The sequence below is a fragment of the Aneurinibacillus migulanus genome, assembly GCF_001274715.1.
GTDB classification, from domain to species: domain Bacteria; phylum Bacillota; class Bacilli; order Aneurinibacillales; family Aneurinibacillaceae; genus Aneurinibacillus; species Aneurinibacillus migulanus.
Genome location: NZ_LGUG01000004.1, coordinates 355,162 through 379,663 on the forward strand (window position 1 = coordinate 355,162; position 24,502 = coordinate 379,663).

Annotated in this window: 22 protein-coding genes and 2 rRNA genes; all 24 read left to right on the top strand. The window is 47.9% G+C overall.

From position 1 onward, the window contains the following. Positions 1-69: 69 nt before the first annotated feature. The 24 genes from ftsE to rrf all read left to right on the top strand — a co-directional run bounded on the left by ftsE (position 70) and on the right by rrf (position 24,349). Positions 70-756, top strand: a complete 687-nt coding sequence (gene ftsE / locus AF333_RS03270; protein WP_043067700.1) for a cell division ATP-binding protein FtsE — start codon at positions 70-72, stop codon at positions 754-756. Then, positions 746-1,639 carry a permease-like cell division protein FtsX gene (gene ftsX / locus AF333_RS03275; RefSeq protein WP_043067701.1) on the top strand — a complete coding sequence of 298 codons (894 nt, stop codon included), beginning with the start codon at positions 746-748 and terminating at the stop codon, positions 1,637-1,639. Before ftsE ends, ftsX begins: the two co-directional genes overlap by 11 nt. A 31-nt stretch (positions 1,640-1,670) precedes the next feature. Beyond that, complete coding sequence (locus tag AF333_RS03280) at positions 1,671-2,885, top strand: murein hydrolase activator EnvC family protein (RefSeq protein WP_043067702.1); 1,215 nt, start codon at positions 1,671-1,673, stop codon at positions 2,883-2,885. Between the two features lie 121 nt (positions 2,886-3,006). Then, entirely contained in the window at positions 3,007-4,461 is a 1,455-nt protein-coding gene (locus AF333_RS03285; protein WP_043067703.1) for a S41 family peptidase, read from the top strand. A gap of 169 nt (positions 4,462-4,630) precedes the next feature. Beyond that, positions 4,631-5,944, top strand: coding sequence for a PDZ domain-containing protein (locus AF333_RS03290; RefSeq protein ID WP_052812313.1), 1,314 nt, complete (start codon positions 4,631-4,633; stop codon positions 5,942-5,944). Beyond that, positions 5,941-6,171, top strand: coding sequence for a DUF2198 family protein (locus tag AF333_RS03295; RefSeq protein WP_043067704.1), 231 nt, complete (start codon positions 5,941-5,943; stop codon positions 6,169-6,171). Before AF333_RS03290 ends, AF333_RS03295 begins: the two co-directional genes overlap by 4 nt. Before the next feature lie 203 nt (positions 6,172-6,374). Then, complete coding sequence (locus AF333_RS03300; protein ID WP_052812314.1) at positions 6,375-6,707, top strand: SRPBCC family protein; 333 nt, start codon at positions 6,375-6,377, stop codon at positions 6,705-6,707. A gap of 46 nt (positions 6,708-6,753) precedes the next feature. Continuing rightward, positions 6,754-8,733 carry an excinuclease ABC subunit UvrB gene (gene uvrB, locus AF333_RS03305; protein ID WP_043067749.1) on the top strand — a complete coding sequence of 660 codons (1,980 nt, stop codon included), beginning with the start codon at positions 6,754-6,756 and terminating at the stop codon, positions 8,731-8,733. Positions 8,734-8,740: 7 nt separating this feature from the next. Beyond that, complete coding sequence (gene uvrA, locus AF333_RS03310) at positions 8,741-11,605, top strand: excinuclease ABC subunit UvrA (protein WP_043067705.1); 2,865 nt, start codon at positions 8,741-8,743, stop codon at positions 11,603-11,605. A 214-nt stretch (positions 11,606-11,819) separates the two neighbouring features. Beyond that, positions 11,820-12,752: an HPr(Ser) kinase/phosphatase gene (hprK, locus tag AF333_RS03315; RefSeq protein WP_043067750.1), complete on the top strand. Its 933-nt coding sequence runs from the start codon at positions 11,820-11,822 to the stop codon at positions 12,750-12,752. A gap of 20 nt (positions 12,753-12,772) precedes the next feature. Further along, positions 12,773-13,600 (top strand): prolipoprotein diacylglyceryl transferase, encoded by an 828-nt coding sequence (lgt, locus tag AF333_RS03320; protein WP_043067706.1) that lies wholly within the window; start codon positions 12,773-12,775, stop codon positions 13,598-13,600. A 33-nt stretch (positions 13,601-13,633) separates the two neighbouring features. Then, on the top strand, positions 13,634-14,290 hold the full coding sequence (ppaX, locus tag AF333_RS03325) for a pyrophosphatase PpaX (protein ID WP_043067707.1): 657 nt from the start codon (positions 13,634-13,636) through the stop codon (positions 14,288-14,290). Between the two features lie 10 nt (positions 14,291-14,300). Further along, on the top strand, positions 14,301-14,825 hold the full coding sequence (locus tag AF333_RS03330) for an acyltransferase (RefSeq protein WP_043067708.1): 525 nt from the start codon (positions 14,301-14,303) through the stop codon (positions 14,823-14,825). A 270-nt stretch (positions 14,826-15,095) separates the two neighbouring features. Further along, positions 15,096-16,265, top strand: a complete 1,170-nt coding sequence (locus tag AF333_RS03335; protein ID WP_043067709.1) for an ATP phosphoribosyltransferase regulatory subunit — start codon at positions 15,096-15,098, stop codon at positions 16,263-16,265. After that, on the top strand, positions 16,262-16,903 hold the full coding sequence (gene hisG / locus AF333_RS03340; protein ID WP_043067710.1) for an ATP phosphoribosyltransferase: 642 nt from the start codon (positions 16,262-16,264) through the stop codon (positions 16,901-16,903). The genes AF333_RS03335 and hisG overlap by 4 nt, the downstream gene beginning before the upstream one ends. 6 nt (positions 16,904-16,909) lie before the next feature. Beyond that, positions 16,910-18,184: a histidinol dehydrogenase gene (gene hisD, locus AF333_RS03345; protein ID WP_043067751.1), complete on the top strand. Its 1,275-nt coding sequence runs from the start codon at positions 16,910-16,912 to the stop codon at positions 18,182-18,184. A 5-nt stretch (positions 18,185-18,189) separates the two neighbouring features. Continuing rightward, positions 18,190-18,783: an imidazoleglycerol-phosphate dehydratase HisB gene (hisB, locus tag AF333_RS03350; RefSeq protein ID WP_043067711.1), complete on the top strand. Its 594-nt coding sequence runs from the start codon at positions 18,190-18,192 to the stop codon at positions 18,781-18,783. Next, complete coding sequence (gene hisH / locus AF333_RS03355) at positions 18,784-19,407, top strand: imidazole glycerol phosphate synthase subunit HisH (RefSeq protein ID WP_043067712.1); 624 nt, start codon at positions 18,784-18,786, stop codon at positions 19,405-19,407. It begins immediately after the preceding gene. 26 nt (positions 19,408-19,433) lie between these two features. After that, positions 19,434-20,171 carry a 1-(5-phosphoribosyl)-5-[(5-phosphoribosylamino)methylideneamino]imidazole-4-carboxamide isomerase gene (gene hisA, locus AF333_RS03360; RefSeq protein WP_043067713.1) on the top strand — a complete coding sequence of 246 codons (738 nt, stop codon included), beginning with the start codon at positions 19,434-19,436 and terminating at the stop codon, positions 20,169-20,171. Position 20,172: 1 nt separating this feature from the next. Next, positions 20,173-20,949 carry an imidazole glycerol phosphate synthase subunit HisF gene (gene hisF, locus AF333_RS03365; protein WP_043067714.1) on the top strand — a complete coding sequence of 259 codons (777 nt, stop codon included), beginning with the start codon at positions 20,173-20,175 and terminating at the stop codon, positions 20,947-20,949. Continuing rightward, a complete protein-coding gene (gene hisIE, locus AF333_RS03370) occupies positions 20,950-21,609 on the top strand; it encodes a bifunctional phosphoribosyl-AMP cyclohydrolase/phosphoribosyl-ATP diphosphatase HisIE (protein WP_043067715.1) in 660 nt (219 codons plus the stop codon). A 234-nt stretch (positions 21,610-21,843) separates the two neighbouring features. Next, positions 21,844-22,107, top strand: coding sequence for a hypothetical protein (locus tag AF333_RS32585; RefSeq protein WP_139188879.1), 264 nt, complete (start codon positions 21,844-21,846; stop codon positions 22,105-22,107). Positions 22,108-22,521: 414 nt separating this feature from the next. Next, positions 22,522-24,061: ribosomal RNA gene (locus tag AF333_RS03375) — 16S ribosomal RNA — on the top strand. 171 nt (positions 24,062-24,232) lie between these two features. Continuing rightward, positions 24,233-24,349 (top strand): 5S ribosomal RNA (rrf, locus tag AF333_RS03380). The last annotated feature ends 153 nt before the right edge of the window (positions 24,350-24,502 follow it).

Genomic DNA, 24,502 nt, shown 5'->3' on the forward strand with positions numbered 1-24,502 from the left:
GGTGTTTATTGTTGAATGATGTCATTTCCACGGAAATAATAGAAAAAAAATGTAGTTTGGGTGATGTGTTTGATAGAAATGCAGGATGTATGGAAAACGTATCCGAACGGAACCGTAGCACTCCAGGGAATTGACGTCCATATTAAAGACGGCGAATTCGTTTATGTCGTCGGTCCAAGTGGTGCCGGAAAATCAACGTTCATTAAGTTGATGTACCGCGAAGAGAAGTCGACAAAAGGGGAAATCGTTATCAACGGCTCTCATATTAGCCGATTGAAAGAGCGATACATTCCTCATATGCGACGTAAGATTGGTGTCGTATTTCAAGACTTTAAGCTGCTTCCGAAGCTGACAGTCTATGAAAACGTCGCATTTGCTATGGAAGTTATCGAAGCGCCAAAGAAGGAGATTAAACCGCGTGTAATGGAAGTGCTTGAGCTTGTAAGGCTTAAACATAAAGCACGTTCGTTACCGGACCAGCTATCCGGCGGGGAGCAGCAGCGTGTGGCAATTGCCCGCGCCATTGTAAATAACCCGGATTTAATTATTGCGGATGAGCCGACCGGTAACCTGGACCCGGAGACTTCAATGGATATTATGCAAACACTGCTTGATATCAACAAGCGGGGTACGACCGTGATTATGGCGACGCATAACAAAGAAATCGTAAACAACGTCCGCAAGCGTGTAATTGCTATCGAAGCGGGACGAATTGTACGGGATGAGCAGAAGGGGGAATACGGCTATGAAGACTAGCACGATTGCCCGCCATCTGCGAGAAGGGTTCAAGAATCTGGGCCGGAATGGCTGGATGACGTTTGCTTCAGTTAGTGCGGTTACGATTACGCTGTTAATTCTCGGCGTCTTTTTATTGTTGGCAATGAATATTCAGCACCTTGTCCAGACCGTAGAGAAGCAAGTAGAGATTCGCGTCTCACTTGACGTAACGGCTGATCAGGCGACGGCGAAAAAGGTAGAAGGCGAACTTAGAAAATTGTCTGATGCCGCTGAAGTGACGTTTGTTCCCAAGGCGGAAGGCCTTCAGAATTTGAAAAAAAGCTTTGGCGAGAAAGGCGCATTGTTTAATGGATTGGAAAAAGAGAATCCGTTGCCAGACTCGTTTATCGTCAAAGCAAAAACGCCTCAGCAGACCGGATCATTGGCCCAGAAGATTCAGAAAATCGACGGTGTGAAGAAGGTTAACTATGCTGAGCAGACAACGAAAAAGCTATTTGCGATAACCGATGTTGTCCGTTTGGTCATCGTCGCATTTATTATCGCGCTGGCGTTTACTGCCATGTTCTTGATTGCCAACACGATTAAACTGACGATCGTAGCGCGTCGCCGCGAAATTGAGATTATGAAGCTAGTTGGTGCGACCAATGGATTTATCCGCTGGCCTTTCTTTGTTGAAGGTGCATTGATGGGGATTCTTGGAGCATTGTTACCGATCGCGATTTTAACTTTTGGATATGGCTATTTAGTAGATTTCGTCGAGCAACAGCTGGCGTTATACTTCTTAAATCTATTACCATTGTATCCACTTGCGCTGAAGATTTCGCTTATACTTCTCGGAATCGGTGCGTTCATCGGTGTGTGGGGAAGCTTAATGTCCGTACGACGGTTTTTGCGTATATAAAGTAAAAATTATAGAACCTGGGGAGGAAAAAATGGCGAAGAAGTTCCTGATTCCGCTGGCAGCCACCATTCTATTTACCGGACTTACCCCGGCGGTCGGCCAAGCCGATCAAGTTTCCAATGTGCAAAAGGAAATTGATAGAATTAAAAAAGAAAGTCAAGCGGCAAAAGGCAAAATCAGTGCAATCAATCAGCAAATCAACAGTGTTCAGGCTCAGCAGCAATCGACCAAAGAAGACATCATGAGCATTGACCTTAAGATGAACGAAACACAGGCGAAAATCCAAGAACTCGATAAAAAAATTGAAGAGACGACCGCTAGTTTAAAAGAAGCAGCGAAACAGCTTCAGGAAGCCATTATCCGTGTAGAAAAACGGGACAAACTATTGAAAACACGTGTTTCCGCTATCTATGAGGCCGGAGATATTTCTTATCTAGAGGTTCTGCTTGGTTCGCAGGATTTCAGCGACTTCCTTGAGCGCTTAGATGCCGTGAAGTCTATCGTGGATCAAGATGTGACCATTTTAGAAGACAATAAACGCGACCGCGATATTATCGCAGAGAAGAAGAAACAAATCGAAGAACAATTGAAAAGCTTAAAAGCAATGCAAGCGGAAGCCCAACAGCTGGCAGACCAATTGGAAGCACAAAAGCAAGAGCGGGAACGTATCCTCAAAGAGCTGGAGAAGCAGGAAGGGGAACTGCTGGAGATTAAGGAGGAGCAGGAGAAAGCTTCGCTTGAGCTGGTCAATCAATTGCAGGCAAAAATTGAAGAACAGCGCCGCGCTGAAGAGGAGCGCCGCCGTGCTTCCTCGTCGGATGCGGGAAGCTGGTCTCCGCCACCGGTTCACTCCGGGGGACAATTCGTGCAGCCGGTTAGCGGACGTATTTCTTCTCCGTTTGGGTACAGGGTACATCCGATTCTCCATACGCGTAAATTCCATGATGGTACGGACTTCGCAGCTCCACAAGGAACGCCGATTTATGCGGCCGCAGAGGGCGTTGTAGCATCGGCAGGTTATATGAACGGTTATGGCAATACGGTTGTTATTTATCACGGAAACGGATTAAGTACATTGTACGGCCATATTCGCCATGGCGGCATTGTAGTATCCGAGGGACAATCGGTAAGCGCGGGACAGAAGATTGCGGAAGTCGGTTCTACAGGCCGTTCTACAGGGCCGCACCTGCACTTTACGGTTATCAAAAACGGTCAAAAAGTTGATCCGATGTCATACTTGCGTTAATTTCGATATGGCGGATATATCTTGGATATATCCGCCATATACTATGTAGAGACTAAAAAGTGCTAGAATAGAAAAAGTAAGAAAGAAACTGGAGTTTAACATACAAAGGTGGTGCTTGCATTTGTATATAAAACGCCGCACATTTTTTATTATCACGCTTGTGCTTGTATTTTCTACGAGCATCGTGACGCTTGCGGCCGCGAAATTTTTCGGACAGGCTTCCGGTGCGCGAGGAAACGCGCCACAGGGTGATGACGCCCAGCAACAGTCGAGCCAGAATCCCGATATGGCGAAAGTGTATGAAGCTTACCAATTAATAGAGAACACGGCGCTTGAAAAGCAAGATAAGACGAAGCTGATAGACGGTGCGATTGAAGGGATGGTCAAGACGCTGGACGATCCGTTCTCGGATTACATGAACCAGAAAGAGACCAAGGACTTCAACTCTTCACTGCAGTCTACATTTGAAGGTATTGGTGCAGAAGTGACGCTCAAGAATGAGAAAGTTACGATTGTTTCTCCATTTAAAGGTTCACCTGCGGAGAAAGCCGGATTGCGTCCAGAGGATCAGATCCTGAAAGTAAACGGAAAAAGCTTGCAAGGATTGAGCTTAAGCGATGCTGTCATGCATATTCGTGGCCCGAAAGGAACGAAGGCCGAACTTGAGATTATGCGCCCGGGATTATCTGATCCGCTTCATGTGACCGTCGTACGTGACGACATTCCAGTAGAGACGGTATATAGTGAAACGGTAGAGCGAAACGGTAAGAAGTACGGAAAGCTAGAGGTTACGCAGTTCTCTCAAGATACGGCTAAGCATTTTACTACCGAGTTGAACAAGCTGGAGAAGCAGGGGATTAGCGGGCTGATTGTTGATGTGCGCGGCAATCCAGGTGGTCTTCTGGATTCGGTAGTAGAAATTGGCAACCTGCTTATACCGAATAAAGGTGTTATTTTACAGGTGCAGTATAGCGACGGCAAGAAAGAGGTATTTCGTTCCGAGAAAGGCGAAGCCAAGTATCCGGTTGTCGTACTAACGGACAAAGGTAGCGCCAGTGCTTCGGAGATTCTTGCTGGAGCCTTGCAGGGAAGCGGCTATAAAGTGATCGGTACCCAATCATTCGGAAAAGGTACCGTACAAAACACAATGCCGCTTGAGGATGATAGTCAGTTGAAAATTACGGTCGCCAAATGGCTGACCCCAGACGGAACGTGGATTCATAAGAAAGGGATCACGCCGGATGTGAAAATCGAACAGCCTGACTATTTTAAAGCAGCTCCGCTACCGGATAAGGTAGAATTGAAACGCGATATGAACGGTTCTGATGTGAAGAATCTACAGTTAATTCTCAAAGGACTGGGGCAGTCACCAGGAAGGTTGGACGGGTATTTCGATAACCGGACCGAGATGGCGGTGAAAACATTTCAAAGCCTGCATCAGTTGCCTGTGACCGGTAAAGTGGATAAGAAGACGGCAGGCGCTATGCAGGAAGAGTTGATTAAGCGGATTCAAGATCCGAAGAATGATTTACAGCTTCAGGCAGCAATTGAAGTTATATCCAAGGAAGCAAATTAAGAATTAGGCAGGGTTCGTCCCGTCGTTTGTAGAATTGTACAACCACGGCCTTTATGTCGTGGTTTTTTCTTTCTATAATAGAGTAAAGGGAAGCAAAGATTTTTTGCCGAATGATAAAAAGAGAAAACAGGCGTATGTGTTGCTCGATTTTAGATTCGGAGGATAGGAAATGGATGATTGGTCAGGATTGATTCTCGATTTGTTGATACAAATTCCGCAGTTTTTAATAAGCCCTGCTCTCTATATATTTGCGTTGCTACTATTCTGGGCGTATCGCAAGCAAATTGTGCAGGAGCGAAAGCTATTTCATGCCCGGGTAACCTCAGGCATGGGTGAGCTGGTACGTGCATTGCTGTTTGGTGCAGTAGCCGGCCTAGGTGTCTCTATTGTGCTTCTGGTACTTGGAGTAACGCCCTCGTACTATGATATTGTTTTGCTATGGGTGTTGAGCGGCGTGCTTGCGTTGCTGAACATTCGCTTCTTGTCCTTTGCGTATAGCGGAGGTCTGCTGTCCGTACTATCCGTACTGGCTCGGTTCGTCTCTGTAGATGGCCTGAACGGTTGGAGTAAGACTATACTTGTTTGGGTGCAGGAAGTGAATATTCCAGCCATTCTGGCGTTGGTCGCTGTTCTGCACATTGCGGAAGGTATTCTGGTACGTGCCATACCGAAGCAGGGACTGTCGCCCATACTCATCAAAAGCGAGCGTGGCCGCGTTGTTGGAGCATACGAGATTCAAAAATATTGGCTTGTTCCACTGGTGCTGTTCGTGACAGGAGACGCGTCCGGCGCGTATGTACCGAATGAGGCAGGATGGTGGCCGCTATTTTATGCAGGCGCAGCGGTATTGAGTCTGCTCCCAGTTCCGGCCGTGACCGGATACGCAGATTTGGCTGTGTTATCCACGCCACAGGACAAAACAAGGCAGACCGGTAAAATGATTGTCTGGTTCGGCTTAGCGCTGCTCGTATTAGCATATCTGGGAACACTGTGGCTTCCCATTGCTGTATTCGGCAGTATTCTGTCGCTTATCGGGCATGAAGCGCTACGCATCTATGGAGGATGGAAGCGCCGTGTCCATACGCCACTGTACGTTCAGCTGAAGAAGGGCGTCCGAGTACTTGCGGTTGTGCCGGGAAGTCCTGCAGATGAGATGGAAATCGTGACAGGTGATGTAATTATTCGGGTGAACGGAAACGAAATCAACAGTAAAGAAGAAATTTACCCGGCGTTGCAGCAGCAGTCTGCTTTCTGTAAAATGGAAGTAATGAACAAAGAAGGACATATCAAATACGTTCAGCGTTCCGTGTATCAGGGAGACCACCATCAATTGGGGCTTATCGTAGCACCAGATGCTTCGGCGGACGAGTATGTGGAACAAGGGTACAGGCGGCTGTTCGGATTGTTCCGCAGGATACGGACACGTCATAACGCTGAAACGGCTGAGATGCCCCTCGAGCAGGGAAAGGATGTATCATTATGATTTTGAATTACGTTATTGCGCTGATTGTTCCATTTATTCTCGCGGCTGTCATCTCCCGCGTATCGCTGAATATATGGGTAGGAGCCATCGCGACGCTTGGCATTATGATGGCTGCTTTCAACGGACCTTATCAGCCTCTGCCCGTCATCCTGCTTGGCGTAGTCAGTGGACTTTCCGGCACATATGCTGGATACCGATGGATTCGCGGAATTAGTTTAACGAAATAAGACAGTGTAAAGATGGAGATAGCGAAGTAGGAGCTGCCGGTGCGTTAAGTTGGCAGCTTTTTCTTTATGAATATTCACATCTGTTGGAACGGATAACTGTTTAGCACACGTTGTTGCTGTATATCCCGGATAATTAACGCCCTTGGTTAAAGGTATATAATGGAAAAAATGATAAATAAGCTACTTAACCTGAGGTGATAGGAGTGCCTGTCATTGAACATATGATAGAAATACATGCGCCGATTGGCGTATGTTTTGATTTGGCAAGACATGTGGAAGTGCATACGAAGACAGTAGGAAAAACAAGAGAAAGAGCAGTAGCTGGGATTACGGAGGGGCTTCTGCAATTGGGAGATACCGTAACATGGGAAGCCATCCATTTTGGCATCCGGCAAAGGCTTACCGCCAAAATCATAGAAATGGACCCCCCTTATCGTTTTATAGATGTAATGGTAAAAGGCTTTGAAAAGCTTAACGAACCTACGTTCGAAAAAAATTCTGGAAAGCATATGTTCGCATATCCGATTGTGATATAATGAAATGCAGCATTAATAACGAAGGAATGGTGAAACCTTGGAAAAGCTGAAGAAAAAGTTCGAGCTTGTCTCCGAGTATCAACCGCAGGGGGACCAGCCTACAGCCATAGAGAAGTTGTCAGACGGGATTTTGCAGGGTAAGAAGCATCAAACATTGCTTGGGGCGACGGGAACGGGAAAAACGTTCACCATGGCCCACGTTATCAATAAAGTTCAGAAACCTACGCTCATCATTGCCCACAACAAGACGCTCGCAGCACAGCTTACCAGCGAGTTCAAGGAATTTTTCCCAAACAACGAGGTCGGATACTTCGTAAGCTACTACGACTACTATCAGCCTGAAGCCTACATTCCCCAATCAGATACGTACATCGAGAAGGATGCCAGCATCAATGAAGAAATTGACAAACTCCGTCACTCCGCCACTAGTGCGTTGTTCGAGCGCGAGGATGTTATTATTGTTGCGAGCGTATCCTGCATTTACGGTTTGGGATCACCGCAGGAATATGGTTCACTGCTATTATCCTTGCGACGTGGTATGGAGAAGAATCGTGACGATATACTGCGTAAGCTGATTGATATTCAATATGATAGAAACGACATCAACTTTACACGCGGTACATTTCGTGTGCGTGGCGACGTTGTAGAGATTTTTCCGGCGTCCAATAGCGAACACGCAGTTCGTGTAGAGTTTTTTGGTGATGAGATTGACCGCATTACCGAAATTGATGTCCTGACTGGTGAGGTATTGGGTGAACGGGAACACGTCGCTATTTTCCCGGCATCCCACTATGTTACCGGACAGGATAAAATGCAGCGGGCTATTAAGAGTATTGAAGCAGAATTGGAAGAACAATTGGCCTATTTCAAAGCGGAAGGTAAGTTGCTAGAAGCGCAACGTCTGGAACAGCGGACCCGCTATGATATTGAGATGATGCAGGAGATGGGCTATTGTTCCGGCGTTGAGAACTATTCACGTCATCTGACCGGATTGCCAGCGGGAGCGATGCCGTATACACTGCTCGATTACTTCCCGGATGATTTTCTTATTATGGTGGACGAATCGCATATTACATTGCCGCAGGTTCGGGGTATGTACAATGGCGACAAGGCTCGTAAGGAAATGCTGATTAATCACGGCTTCCGCCTGCCATCTGCAGCGGATAACCGTCCGCTCAAATTCGAGGAATTCGAAAAGCATGTCCAACAGATTGTGTACGTATCGGCGACGCCTGGGCCGTATGAACTGGAGAAGACACCAGAGGTCGTAGAGCAGGTTATCCGCCCGACCGGTCTGCTCGACCCAACGATTGATATCCGTCCGTCCAAAGGGCAAATTGATGATTTGCTCGGTGAAATCAACGACCGAATCGCCAAGGGGGAGCGTGTGCTTGTCACGACGCTCACAAAGAAAATGTCAGAGGACCTGACCGATTATTTGAAAGAGGTTGGCATCAAAGTCCGTTATTTGCATTCCGACATTAAAACGATTGAACGAATGCAGATTATCCGCGATCTTAGGGTAGGAACGTTTGATGTGTTGATTGGAATCAACCTTTTGCGGGAAGGGTTAGATATACCAGAAGTCTCTCTTGTAGCGATATTGGATGCCGACAAAGAAGGCTTTCTACGTAACGAACGCTCGCTAATTCAGACGATTGGACGCGCAGCACGGAATGCGAATGGTCATGTTATTATGTATGCTGATAAGATGACGCACTCGATTGAGCGTGCCGTTGAAGAGACGAATCGCCGCCGTGAACGCCAGATAGCATACAATGAAGCACACGGTATTACGCCGCAAACGATCCGCAAGGCGGTTCGGGACGTTATCGAAGCGACGAAAGTTGCTGAAGAGCAGGAAGAATATTTGCCGCAGAAGGCGTACAGTAAGCTGAGCAAGAAAGAGAAGCAAGAAGTCATTGCGCGTCTTGAAGATGAGATGAAAGAATCGGCCCGTGGGCTGAACTTTGAACGTGCGGCTGAGCTGCGCGATTTAATTCTTGAGATGAAGGCGGAAGGATGAAGAACGAATGAGCCGCGAAAATATTATTATTAAGGGCGCGCGTGCCCATAACCTGAAAGACATAGACATAACCATCCCGCGCGATAAATTCGTCGTGCTGACCGGCCTGTCCGGTTCGGGAAAGTCTTCGCTTGCATTTGATACGATTTATGCGGAAGGACAGCGACGCTATGTCGAGTCGCTGTCCGCGTATGCACGTCAATTTCTGGGACAGATGGACAAGCCGGACGTCGATTCGATTGACGGTCTATCCCCGGCGATCTCTATCGACCAAAAAACGACGAGTCGTAACCCGCGTTCCACGGTAGGGACCGTTACGGAGATTTACGACTATCTTCGCCTTCTTTTTGCCCGTATCGGGCGACCGCATTGCCCGGAGCACGGGGTAGAAATTACGGCACAAACGGTTGAACAGATGGTAGACCGTATTCTCGGATATCCGGAACGAACAAGATTGCAGATTCTTGCTCCGCTTGTACAGGGCCGCAAAGGCGAGCATGTCAAGCTACTGGATGAAATCCGGACACAAGGATACGTCCGGGTACGTGTAGATGGAGAAGTACGGGATTTATCTGAAGAAATCAAGCTGGAGAAAAACAAGAAGCATTCTATTGAAGTAGTAATTGACCGGGTTGTCGTGAAGGATGGCATACAAAGCCGTCTAGCCGACTCGTTGGAGACTGCGCTTCGTTTGGCAGAAGGACGGGTGCTGGTCGATATTTTTGACCGGGAGGAACTGTTATTCAGCCAGAATCTGGCTTGCCCGATTTGTGGGTTTAGTATGCCGGACTTGGAGCCACGAATGTTCTCGTTTAACAGCCCGTTCGGTGCCTGCTCGAAGTGCGACGGATTGGGTAATCAACTGGAGGTTGATCCGGACCTTGTCGTGCCGATTACATCTAAGAGCATTAACGAAGGTGCATTGGAGCCTTGGAACAGTGCTACGTCAAATTATTACGAGCAAATTTTAACGTGCGTAGCTAAGCATTATGATATCGACATGGATAAGCCGTTCGAAGAACTGACTGAAGAACAGCGGAATGTATTGTTGTTTGGTAGCGGTAAAGAGAAGTTGCATTTCCGCTACAAAAGTGATTTTAGCACGACTGTGCGTGAAACGTATATGACGTTTGAAGGCGTGGTGAATAACGTAGCGCGTCGCTATCGGGAAACTGGTTCCGACCATGTGCGCCAGCAGCTTGAGCTGTATATGAGTCAGAAAAAGTGTCCGTCCTGCAAGGGGCACCGTCTGCGTCCTGAGGCGCTTGCAGTGTTGATTAACGAGAAAACGATCGCGTATGTTACCGATTTATCGGTGGCGGAAGCACACGAGTTTTTCAGCGGCCTTGAACTGACAGAAAAAGAACTGCAGATAGCTCGCCTGATACTGAAGGAAATTCAGGCACGTCTGCAATTTCTTATTGATGTTGGTCTTGATTATCTAACGATGAGCCGTTCAGCTGGAACATTGTCTGGTGGGGAAGCGCAGCGAATTCGTCTGGCGACGCAAATCGGCTCAAGCTTGATGGGTGTACTGTACATTCTCGACGAGCCAAGTATCGGTTTGCATCAGCGCGATAATGCGCGGTTGATTAAAACGCTGGAACATATGCGGAATCTCGGCAATACGCTCATTGTTGTAGAGCATGATGAAGATACGATGCTTGCAGCCGACCATATTATTGATATTGGACCAGGTGCGGGCATTCACGGAGGCCAAGTCGTGTCGCAGGGAACACCACAGGAAGTGATGGAGGATGAGAATTCGTTGACCGGTCAGTACTTGAGCGGACGTAAGTTCATCCCTGTACCGCTTGAGCGCCGCGAGCCGAACGGCAAGTGGATTAAGGTGCTTGGTGCAAAAGAGAACAATCTGAATAACGTTACATTAAAAGTGCCACTTGGTGTTTTTACATGCGTCACAGGGGTATCCGGCTCGGGAAAATCGACGCTTATTAACGAAATTCTACACAAAGCGCTTGCCCGTGAATTGCACAAGTCCAAACAGAAGCCCGGTTCCTTCCGTAAAATCGAAGGCATTGAGCATCTGGATAAAGTTATCGATATTGACCAGTCACCAATCGGGCGCACACCGCGTTCTAATCCGGCAACGTATACAGGAGTATTCGATGACATTCGAGACTTATTCGCACAGACGAATGAGGCAAAGATGCGTGGTTATCAAAAGGGGCGCTTCAGCTTTAACGTCAAAGGCGGAAGATGCGAAGCGTGCCGAGGTGATGGGATTATTAAAATTGAGATGCACTTCCTGCCTGATGTATACGTACCTTGCGAAGTATGTCACGGCAAACGGTATAATCGTGAAACGCTAGAGGTGCGTTATAAAGGCAAAAACATCTCGGATGTGCTCGAGATGACAGTGGAGGATGCGTTGGAATTCTTCAAGAACATTCCGCGTATTCATCGCAAGCTCCAAACCTTGTATGATGTCGGTCTCGGCTACATTACGTTGGGACAACCGGCTACTACATTATCGGGTGGAGAAGCGCAACGTGTTAAACTGGCATCTGAACTGTACCGCCGTAGTAACGGCAAGACATTGTATATTCTCGATGAGCCAACGACAGGTCTTCATATCGATGATATTGATCGTCTGTTGAAAGTGCTGCAGCGCCTTGTAGACGCCGGAGACAGCGTGCTGGTTATTGAACATAACCTTGACGTTATCAAAACCGCCGATCATATTATTGATTTAGGACCGGACGGAGGCAGTCGCGGCGGCATGATCGTTGCAGAAGGTACGCCGGAAGATGTGGTTACAGTTGCGGAGTCCTATACTGGACAGTTTCTTGCTCCAGTGCTTGCGCGCGATCGCAAGCGTTCTGAGGCCCGCTTGCAGATACAAAAGTAGTTCGGAAACTGGGGCGGTATAAGCTGTCCCAGTTTTTTTATTACCATATAGAAAGTAGACGTCGTTGTAAAACGAGAAAGCGACATCTACTAATCGTATCGATTGAGAACTTGTGAGGCGTATGCCAAACGTTGTTTTTGCCTTCTCTTTTTTCAACTTGAAGGTGGCAGTGTGATACAATAGGATATTATTCGGGAAAGAAAGGGTGGCACGCTTGAAGAAAACCCATGTGCGCGATATTGTGAACCACTTCCAATTAAAAGTGGTAAGTGGGGAAAAGGGACTGCGTCGTGAAATTACGGTAAGCGACATTAGCCGTCCAGGCCTGGAAATCGCAGGATATTTTGAATTTTACGCCTCTGAACGTGTACAATTGCTTGGTAAGACAGAGCTTAGTTTCTATGAGGCATTAGGAGAAGCAGACCGTAAGGAGAGGATTGACAAGCTGCTCCTTGACTCGACGCCGTGCGTATGCGTAGCTCACGGATGTGAGATACCGGAACAATTAATTCGTCTGTCGGAGGAACGGAGCATTCCGGTACTGACCTCTCCGTTGCCGACTACTAAGCTATCGAGTAAATTGACAACGTATCTAGAGGGGCGTCTAGCACCGACGACCACTATGCATGGCGTGCTGGTTGATGTGTACGGGGTAGGCGTTCTATTGGTGGGACAAAGCTCCATCGGAAAGAGTGAAACCGCACTGGAGTTGGTCAAGCGCGGTCATCGGCTTGTAGCGGATGATGCGGTAGAGATTCGCCAAACGCAGGAGAACCAGCTAATTGGAAGTGCGCCAGAGCTGATCCAGCATCTGTTGGAGATTCGCGGCGTTGGCATTATTAATGTAATGACACTGTTCGGTGCTGGGGCCATTCGCAATTATAAGCGGGTTTCACTTGTTATTCAGTTAGAAACCTGGGATCCGAGCAAAATGTATGACCGTCTTGGCTTGGACGAAGAAAAGATGAAAATTATGGATACTGAGGTGCCGCAGATTACAATTCCGGTACGACCTGGTCGTAACCTGGCCGTTATCGTGGAAGTGGCCTCCATGAACTTCCGCCTGAAGCGGATGGGATATAATGCGGCGGTTGTATTCAGCAAGAAGCTAACTGACACGATTGAAGATGCGGTCGAAGACATCTAGAAAAGGAAGGACGGGAGAGAATGCCAAAGGCAATTGACCCGGTTGCATTCCAACTGGGACCCTTATCTGTACATTGGTATGGAATTATCCTTGGCACGGCCGCGCTCGTTGGTTTATTGCTGGCGTTGCGCGAAGCAAAACGGGTAGGTATGGACCCTGAGACAATTATGGACGTAGTCATGTATGCAGTACCGGCAGCCATTATCGGTGCGCGTATCTACTATGTCATTTTCCGATGGAATGAATATTATAGCTCACATCCCGGAGAGATTATCGCCGTATGGCACGGCGGTATCGCCATTCACGGTGCGCTAATCGGGTCAATTTTGACAGCGTATATTTATTCGCGCGTAAAAAAAGTCTCGTTCTGGCGATTGGCCGATGTTGTAGCGCCAAGCTTAATTATTGGACAGGCCATCGGGCGCTGGGGTAATTTTATGAATCAGGAGGCTCATGGAGGCCCGGTTAGTTTAGAATTTCTTCAGAGCCTGCATCTACCGCAGTTTATTATCGATCAGATGTACATTCTGGATCCGTTAACGAATACATATTCTTACTATCACCCAACATTCCTATACGAATCGCTTTGGAACTTGCTTGGGTTCATTATATTGATTACGATTCGACGGATCGTGCGGATGCGGCGCGGTGATGTATTCCTGACATACGTAATCTGGTATTCGATTGGACGGTTCTTCGTAGAAGGCTTGCGAACTGACAGTCTTATGCTGACGGATACGCTGCGCATTGCGCAGGTAATCAGTCTCGTATTAATTGCATGTGCCCTTATCTTGATGGCGATATTACGAAAAACGGGCTATGCCGCCAAACGTTACGGGGAAGAATAGAATCAGTATGATTTTTTGGAAAGAAGGGTTGGAATGTATCGTTATCAATATGTATTGTTTGATCTTGACGGGACGTTAATTGATACGAATAATCTAATTTTGACTTCATTCATGTACACGCTGGAAAAATTCTATCCGGGCAAATATACGCGGGAAGACTTAATCCCTCATATGGGAAAGCCGTTGTACGATCAGATGGAACTATTTGGTCCTGAGCGATCGGAAGAATTGGTGCAGGTGTATCGCGAACATAATGAGCGGGTGCATGACGAGCTGGTAGAAGAATTCCCAAATGTGCTAGACACGATTGAGCAGCTTGCTAAGATGGGGATTAAAATGGGAATCGTGACAACGAAGCAGCGAAAAACAGCAGAGATGGGATTACGTCTGTTTGGTCTCGATAAATATATGGATGCATTCATTAGCTACCAGGATACGGAGAATCATAAGCCACATCCAGAACCGGTGCACAAAGCTATGCAGGCTCTGGGAGCCGATCCGGCCCGCACGCTTATGGTGGGTGATAGCCAGTACGATATTCAAGCGGGACAGAACGCGGGAATTGCCTCTGCAGGTGTGGCCTGGAGCATGAAAGGCGCGTCGTTTTTGTCATCATTCAATCCGACATATTTGCTAAATGATATGAGTGATATTATTCAAATCGTGAAGCAGCCGACTCGCCAGTCATAAGAGGTGACTAATGGCGAAAAGACAGACCGAACGTTATCCGATCCAGGGACCGAACTCCCTCTGGCAGCTGTACAAAACGGTAAGCTTTTGGAAGGTAGCTAAGTGCTTTATTGTCGTGCAGATTGCCCGCTATACGCCATGGATGCCGTTGAAAAATTGGATGTATCGTACGTTCTTAGGTATGGAGATTGGTGAGAATACAGCGGTTGCACTAATGGTTATGATGGATACGATGTTTCCTGAACGGATTTCGATCGGAGCCAATAGCATCATCGGTTATAACACGACAATTCTTGCCCATGAGTATTTGATTGACGAATACCGTCTAGGCAACGTGAAAATCGGCGCGCGTGTTATGGTGGGTGCTAACTCGACGATTCTGCCAGGTGTAACCATTGGCGACGATGCTATTGTTTCTGCTGCTACCTTGGTCAATGCTGATGTACCTCCTGGAGCCTTTGTTGGAGGCAATCCGATGCGTATCATTCGGCAACCAAAAATAGAACAAGAAGAATATACAGGCGAATCGGAGTAATCCGATTCGCTTTTTTGATTGGATAAGAAAGTGATATACACGCAGGCGTGTTCCCTCATCTTTTTCTTACGAGGAAGGAAAACGACTGCTTTGTGGCACGAAGGCCGGATTGGCAATGCCTGCGAGTTTCCCCTATAGATAGCGCTTACAATTGTGAAGGCTTATTGTAAGTGGTTGACGGATAGGGATGGGAATGTTAGACTACATTCAATAAGAAAATCCTTTAGTTCTCTACCATACTAAAGTATTGGATAAGGAGTGGGAGGCAGGATGTCAAAACCGTTAGGATTTGAGAAGCCGCTTGGCATGCGAGATATACTTCCTGATGTGCTGGAGAAGCAACGGTGGCTAGAACACCAGGTCAAAGCCTGCATGAAGCAGTGGGGATACCGCGAAATAGGCACCCCCACACTTGAATATTACGACACCGTTGGCGGGGCAAGCGCTACGCTTGATAATAAATTATTTAAATTGCTGGACAGCGAAGGGAAAACGGTCGTGCTACGCCCGGATATGACGGCACCGATCGCGCGGGTCGCGTCCTCCCTGCTAAAGGAGGAACCACTGCCGTTGCGTCTTATGTATACGGCCAATGTATTTCGGGCCCAGAAGAATGAAGCGGGACGTAATGCTGAATTTCCTCAGCTTGGCATCGAATACATCGGTTCCTCTTCTGTCGATGCGGATGCTGAAGCGATTGCGCTGGCTGTCTCCGTATTAAAAGAAGCCGGTGTTCCTGTGTTTAAAATCGCAGTTGGACACATCGGTTTTTTGGAAGGATTGCTTGAAGAGATTATAGAAGAAAAAGAAGATCGTGAAAAACTAAAGGAATTTTTATATCACCGGGATTATGTAGGATTTCGCCATTATGCAAAAGGGCTGGCGCTTCCGGAAAAGAATGAGGCACGCTTATATGAACTGTTGAAGCTACGCGGCGGCAAAGAATTGCTTGAACGGGCGGAGGCTATCACAGTGAACGGACAGGCCCGTAAAGCTGTTAATAACCTGCGGGAGTTATGGGAAGCGCTGGAAGCATATCGGGTCGAAGAATATGTATTGCTGGATTTGAATCTTCTCAGAAGCCTTGATTATTATACAGGAATTCTGTTCGAAGGATATGCAGCCAATCAAGGATTTTCTATCTGTGCAGGTGGTCGTTATGATGGCTTGATGGCACAGTTTGGACGTCCGTGTCCGGCGACCGGCTTCGCGGTGCAGATGGACAGCCTGCTTGAAGCGGTAGATTATCAGCCGGTACAAAATAAGAAATTTCTTATTCTTTATCATGCAAATCGCCGGACAGAAGCGTTGGAGAGAGCAAGAGCATTGCGTGTCGAGAAAGAAGCGGTAGTTATTACCCAGCGTAAAGAGGAATGGGCACAGACAGATTTTTCGCAATATACGGAAGTGATTGACTTGACTGGAGGGGAAGCGACATGAATGCAAAGGAAAAGCTAATCGTAGCGATGCCGAAAGGACGGATTTTCGAAGAAGCGGCTGACCTGCTTCGAAAAGCTGGTGTTCCGCTTCCCCCGGAATTCGATGATTCACGTAAGCTTATCGTTCCGGTGCCGGAGGCTAACCTTGATTTTATCTTGGCTAAACCGACTGATGTTCCAACATATGTGGAATACGGTGTAGCGGATATTGGCGTAGTGGGTAAGGATGTGCTGCTTGAGGAAAACCGTGATGTGTATGAACTGTTGGATTTGCAGATTAGCTGCTGTCGTATTTCCGTGGCGGGGCTTCCTGGATGGAAACCATCTGGCAGCTCGGCTCCCCGCGTCGCCACCAAATATCCGCATGTGGCATCCAAGTATTTTCGTGAGCAAGGTCAACAGGTAGAAGTAATTAAGCTGAATGGTTCCATTGAACTGGCGCCGTTAATCGGTCTGGCCGATCGGATTGTCGATATTGTCTCGACCGGACGTACACTCAAAGAGAATGGATTAGTGGAACTTGAAGAGATTGTACCAATTACAACGCGCTTGATCGCTAACCGGGTCAGCTACCGGATGAAGAGTGAAGCAGTAGATTATATATATGAGAAGTTCGCTTCGATTGTGGAGGAGAGGTAAGTGATGATGAAGATTGTTGATGTCGCGAATTTTTCCACCCGACGCGATGTGGAGACAGGGACGGAAACACAGCGTGCGGCAGTGCTTGAGATTCTACAAGCGGTAAAACAAGAAGGCGATGTGGCAGTGCGCCGCTTCACTGAACAATTCGACCGCATACAGCTTACGGAGATGCGGGTAACTGAAGAAGAATTCAAGGAGGCCTTGCGTAACATTGCTCCGGAAGTAAGGGATGCGATTCGTGAGGCAGCCGCTAATATTCGCGACTATCATAGTCGTCAGATACGTCAATCCTGGATGACGACCCGCGATTCTGGAACGATGTTAGGACAGCTCATCCGTCCGCTGCAGCGTGTGGGACTTTACGTTCCGGGAGGGACGGCCGCATACCCATCATCGGTATTGATGAACGCCATTCCGGCACAGGTGGCTGGCGTTGAGGAGATTGCCATGGTTACACCTCCAGGCAAGGACGGAAAGGTAAACCCAGGAGTGTTAGTCGCTGCGTACGAGGTGGGAGTAAACGAAATATATAAGGTAGGCGGAGCGCAGGCGATTGCGGCGCTTACATATGGGACGGAAACGTTAAAACCGGTGGATAAAATCGTCGGACCGGGTAATATTTATGTAGCTTTGGCAAAGCGTGAAGTATTCGGACTGGTGGATATTGATATGGTGGCCGGACCGAGTGAAATCGTCGTACTTGCCGATAGTACGGCTAATCCGGCCTATGTAGCAGCTGACCTACTGTCGCAGGCGGAGCACGACGTTATGGCTTCAGCGGTGCTTGTGACAACGTGCCGTGAGCTAGCTCAAGCTGTGCAGCAGGAAGTGGAAGCACAGGTAGCTGTACTTCCGCGTAAAGAAATCGCTCAGGCATCCATTCGTGATTACGGAGTCATATGCGTAGTGAATAGTATGGAACAAGGTCTGGATGTGGTGAACCGCTTAGCACCAGAGCATTTGGAATTAATGGTAGAAGAGCCAATGGCATACGTAGGACAGATTAAAAATGCAGGAGCTATTTTTCTCGGACCTTACAGTTCAGAGCCTGTGGGCGACTATTTTGCCGGAACAAATCATGTGTTGCCCACCAACGGAACGGCGCGCTTTTCTTCTCCACTGAATGTAGATGACTTTCTTAAAAAGTCGAGTTTAATCTCATACAGCCGTCAGGATCTGCTGGCGCATGGTCAAAAAATTATGTCGCTCGCCCGTCAGGAAGGGCTGGAAGCGCATGCTAGGGCCATTCAAATCCGATTGGAAAACGAAAGAAAATAGGAGGAATGTCAACGATGAGACAGGCATCCATCGAACGCAAAACAAGCGAAACGAATATTGCACTTCAATTCAACATAGACGGAGAGGGAAAAACGGAGCTTAAAACAGACGTTCCTTTTCTTGATCATATGCTCGACTTGTTTACAAAGCATGGCCAATTCGATTTAACTGTACAGGCTAAAGGTGATATCGAAATTGATTATCATCATACGGTGGAAGATATCGCGATTTGTCTGGGGCAGGCATTTCGCAAAGCGCTTGGCGATAAAAAAGGCATTAAGCGTTACAGCAGTGTTTTTGTACCGATGGATGAAGCGCTCGGTCAAGTTATCGTCGATATTAGTAATCGTCCGCACCTCGAGTACCGGGCTGAATTCCCTTCAGCTAATGTAGGAACATTCCCGGTAGAGCTTTTTCATGAGTTCTTCTGGAAGCTGGCGCTCGAAGCGCGTATCACGCTTCATATCATCGTGCATTATGGGCACAATACTCATCATATGATCGAAGCGGTATTTAAAGCGCTCGGCCGTGCGTTGGATGAGGCGACTATGATTGATCCGCGGGTGAAGGGAGTCCCGTCGACGAAAGGAATGTTATAGATGATTGCGATTATCGATTACGGCATGGGTAATCTTCATAGCGTAAGCAAGGCGATAGAACGTTTAGGGTACGAATATACATTTGTATCGGATGCTGAAGAGCTTATGAAGGCAGAAGGAGCTATACTTCCCGGCGTGGGGGCGTTTGGCGATGCGATGAAGAATCTGCGGGAGTACGGGCTTATCGAAGCAATTCGCCAATTTGCGGCGAGTGGTAAACCGTTGCTTGGCATTTGTTTGGGCATGCAGATTTTATTTGATAGCAGTACAGAGCATGGGAAAAGTAAAGGTCTTGGCATTTTACCTGGAAACGTAGATCGCTTTCATGGCACTTATAAAATTCCGCATATGGGCTGGAACAAACTTGAGTTTTTACAGGATAATTCGATTTTTAGCGGTGTAGAAGAAGGCTATGTTTACTTCGTGCATTCCTACTTTTTGCAGCCGACGGACGAGAACAGAGCGGTGCTGCTGGCCACGACGGATTATTATCAGGAAGTACCCGCTATCGTTGGTAAAAATAACGTATATGGAATGCAATTTCATCCGGAGAAAAGTGCCACAGTCGGTATGAAATTGCTTGAGAACTTTACAATGTTATGCCAAACGGCGCGTACGAAATAAATGAGCAACGGAGAGGGAGTAGAGAGATGAGTTTCATTATTTATCCGGCGATTGATATTCGCGGGGGCAAATGCGTGCGCCTGCTACAGGGAGACTATAACCAAGAGACGGTATATGGCGATTCGCCGACAGAGATGGCAAAACAATGGGCATCTCAAGGAGCAGAATGGATTCACCTTGTCGATTTGGACGGAGCGAAAGCTGGACAGCCGGTGAATGACGAAATCGTACTCGAAATTGCCCGAACGCTAGATGTTCCTGTGCAAATCGGTGGTGGCTTGCGACGTATGGAAGATATTAACCGATATATCGAAGGTGGGGTAAGTCGTATTATTCTCGGTACGGCGGCGATTCAGGATCAGCCTTTTACCGAAAAGGTACTGGATGCATACGGCGATAAAGTTGCAATCGGTATTGATGCGAGGGATGGCTATGTAGCGACGCACGGATGGCTGGAAACATCTGAGGTAACCGCGGAAGAATTGGCTAAAGCGTTAATTGCTAAGGGAGCAGAGACATTTATCTATACGGATATTTCACGCGACGGTACGCTGGAAGGACCAAATACAGAAGCTATTGTACAGCTGGCGCGCGCAACCGCAAAAAATGTCATCGCATCCGGCGGCGTAAGTGTGGAGCAGGATTTGCTAGAGCTGTCCCGGTATGCAGGCGACGGTGTCGGTGGAGCCATTGTCGGAAAAGCGCTATACACTGATCGAGTGAAACTGCCGCAAGTGTTGAAACGAATCCAGGAGGGTGTCTGATATGTTGGCTAAACGAATCATCCCTTGTCTGGACGTCAAAGAAGGCAGAGTAGTAAAAGGCGTAAGTTTCGTAAATTTGCGTGATGCAGGCGATCCTGTTGAATTGGCGAAACGCTATAGCGAAGAAGGCGCAGATGAGCTGGTATTCCTCGATATTTCGGCTTCGCATGAAGGACGGGAAACAATGGTTGAAGTGGTTGAGAATACGGCCGCCAATGTAACGATTCCATTTACGGTAGGAGGCGGCATCAATGCGGTAGAGGATATGCGCCGTATTCTGCGGGCAGGTGCCGACAAAGTGTCCGTTAATACTGCAGCCGTCAAGCGTCCGGAATTAGTGAAAGAAGGCGCTGAAGTATTCGGCAGTCAATGTATCGTGGTAGCCATTGATGCCAAAGCACGTGAGAACGGTAATGGTTGGGAAGTATATACGCATGGTGGTCGTCAGGCTACCGGAATAGATGCAGTGGATTGGGCCAGACAAGTGGAAAAGTTGGGAGCCGGAGAAATTCTGTTAACGAGCATGGACAGCGACGGACAGAAAAACGGTTTTGCGCTTGCGCTCACCCAGGCGGTTTCCGAAGCTGTTCGTATTCCGGTCATTGCATCCGGTGGCGCCGGAGCGAAGGAGCATTTCTACGATGCTTTTATGGAAGGAAAAGCGGATGCAGCGTTGGCGGCTTCGATTTTTCATTATAAAGAGACGTCCATTAAAGAAGTGAAACAGTATCTGTATGAGCGTAAAATCGAGATACGTATGATAGAGGAGACGGTATAAATGGAGAGGGAGAAGATCAAATTTGATGAGAATGGCTTAATATCAGCGATCGTACAGGATGCACAGAGTAAGGAAGTGCTTACTTTGGCATATATGAATGAGGAGTCGCTGGCTAAGACGCTGGAGACGCGTGAGACGTGGTTTTGGAGCCGCTCCCGTCAGGAGCTCTGGCACAAAGGCGCAACGTCGGGCAATGTGCAACAAGTCATCGACATTCTATATGATTGCGATAGCGATGCGCTCATTGTCAAAGTGATTCCGACCGGGCCGGCCTGTCATAAAAATGTATACTCCTGCTTTGCAGATTCGTTGTTAGAAGAAGGAAAAGATAGTATTTCTGGTAATCCATCGGCGAACAATGAGGAAGTGCAGAATCGCTTTGAGATCTTCAATCGCTTAGAAGCACTTATTGCTAAACGCGAAGTAGAAATGCCTGAGGGTTCGTATACGACCTACTTGTTTACAGAGGGTGTGGATAAAATCCTCAAGAAAGTGGGCGAAGAGGCGAGCGAAGTAATTATCGCGGCGAAAAATCGTAGTCATGATGAATTGCGTTATGAAACGGCCGATTTACTTTTTCACTTGCTTGTGCTATTACGGGAGCAAAAACTGCCGTTTGATGCAGTGCTTCAAGAACTAGAAAAACGGCATGTGAAATAAAGTGAAACTTCACGCAGTGGTGGGAGGATTACTGCTCATTAAGGCGGGACAAATGATTTGCATTATTAATAAAGCAGAGGAAACAAGCAGCACAGTTTAAGGCAATTGTGTTGCTTGTACTTCTTAGCCCGGTATATATCTTCTATAATGTATTGTATAAATAACAAAAGAAAATTTTAGTTTTATGAAAAAAAGTCACACTTGTTGATTATACATAGAATTGGAAGGGATAAGATGTACGCAGTACGCGTCATTCTTTTCTATCCATCTATGGATACCAAGGATGTTGATTGTTCAGAGAGGAAAAGACTACCACAACGGGACACAAACAAGGGCTTTTGTCTCCCTCTTCGTGTTTGCCCGGATGTTTTGCGGTCCCGCTGGCGAGGGCAGAAAGCGGTCCTCTATGCTTCCGTGCGGGAGACGAACCGACACCCGTTTGGGACACGGTGTGGTGGCTATCCACTCTGGCTAGTGCTGGATAATCAACACCCTTGAAAAAAAGTATTGCTTTATGTTTATATACATGATAAATTATTAACTATCGCTGTCGAATAACAACGAAGTTCCAACAAAAATGCTTGATAAACTTTTTTAAAAAAAGTGCTTGCAAATTGTTTCGGAATGTTATAAGATATAAAAGTCGCCGAATGAAACACGGCGCAACGCAAAAAACAAGTTCCTTGAAAACTGAACAGTAACACTCGAATGTGTGCGAGTATATAAAAATTACCCACGAAAGTGACGAGTCGCTTTGTAGCGAATACCGAATACTTTCGCGGGGCCCGAAAAGATTTCTTTTCGATTTAGTAAGCAAGCTAGCTTCAGAGCTATAAAGGATCATCGGCTAACGTCGCAACTTCCTGTTGCAATGCCGATGTTTGCCCATCCGTGGGCATCACATTCTCAACTTTATTGGAGAGTTTGATCCTGGCTCAGGACGAACGCTGGCGGCGTGCCTAATACATGCAAGTCGAGCGGACCAATGAAGAGCTTGCTCTTCGGCGGTTAGCGGCGGACGGGTGAGTAACACGTAGGCAACCTGCCTGTACGACTGGGATAACTCCGGGAAACCGGAGCTAATACCGGATACTTCTTTCAGACCGCATGGTCTGAAAGGGAAAGACTTTTGGTCACGTACAGATGGGCCTGCGGCGCATTAGCTAGTTGGTGGGGTAACGGCCTACCAAGGCGACGATGCGTAGCCGACCTGAGAGGGTGATCGGCCACACTGGGACTGAGACACGGCCCAGACTCCTACGGGAGGCAGCAGTAGGGAATCTTCCGCAATGGACGAAAGTCTGACGGAGCAACGCCGCGTGAACGATGAAGGTTTTCGGATCGTAAAGTTCTGTTGTTAGGGAAGAACCGCCGGGATGACCTCCCGGTCTGACGGTACCTAACGAGAAAGCCCCGGCTAACTACGTGCCAGCAGCCGCGGTAATACGTAGGGGGCAAGCGTTGTCCGGAATTATTGGGCGTAAAGCGCGCGCAGGCGGCTTCTTAAGTCAGGTGTGAAAGCCCACGGCTCAACCGTGGAGGGCCACTTGAAACTGGGAAGCTTGAGTGCAGGAGAGGAGAGCGGAATTCCACGTGTAGCGGTGAAATGCGTAGAGATGTGGAGGAACACCCGTGGCGAAGGCGGCTCTCTGGCCTGTAACTGACGCTGAGGCGCGAAAGCGTGGGGAGCGAACAGGATTAGATACCCTGGTAGTCCACGCCGTAAACGTTGAGTGCTAGGTGTTGGGGGTGACCAATCCTCAGTGCCGCAGCTAACGCAATAAGCACTCCGCCTGGGGAGTACGGCCGCAAGGCTGAAACTCAAAGGAATTGACGGGGACCCGCACAAGCGGTGGAGCATGTGGTTTAATTCGAAGCAACGCGAAGAACCTTACCAGGGCTTGACATCCCGCTGACCCTCCTAGAGATAGGAGCTCTCTTCGGAGCAGCGGTGACAGGTGGTGCATGGTTGTCGTCAGCTCGTGTCGTGAGATGTTGGGTTAAGTCCCGCAACGAGCGCAACCCTTGTCCTTAGTTGCCAGCATTTAGTTGGGCACTCTAGGGAGACTGCCGTCGACAAGACGGAGGAAGGTGGGGATGACGTCAAATCATCATGCCCCTTATGTCCTGGGCTACACACGTGCTACAATGGATGGAACAACGGGCAGCCAACTCGCGAGAGTGCGCGAATCCCTTAAAACCATTCTCAGTTCGGATTGCAGGCTGCAACTCGCCTGCATGAAGCCGGAATCGCTAGTAATCGCGGATCAGCATGCCGCGGTGAATACGTTCCCGGGTCTTGTACACACCGCCCGTCACACCACGAGAGTTTGCAACACCCGAAGTCGGTGAGGTAACCGCAAGGAGCCAGCCGCCGAAGGTGGGGCAGATGATTGGGGTGAAGTCGTAACAAGGTATCCGTACCGGAAGGTGCGGATGGATCACCTCCTTTCTATGGAGACTTCACACTTCGTTTGTTTATTGTTCAGTTTTGAAGGAACTTCCTTCAACAATTTTATAGTAGGATGAAGGCTTTTTCTGAAGTAACTTTTTCAGACCTTCAGAATCGGCATCTTCGCAAGAAAAACCTGCGAAGAAAAATGAATTCATCCGTTATTTAGTGTCTGGTGGCGATGGCGAAGGGGTCACACCTGTTCCCATCCCGAACACAGAAGTTAAGTCCTTCAGCGCCGATGGTACTTGGGTGGCAACGCCCTGGGAGAGTAGGACGTCGCCAGGCCGGTAACCCTTACGGGTTGCTGTTACACGTTGCACTTTGAAAACTGGATACAGAAGAACAATGCGCAATTAGGAAGATCCAAATTGTAATAAAGCGTGTTCAAAAACGAGGACAAACAGAGCCGTGAAGTTCAAGGCGCGGCAGACCCGAGCA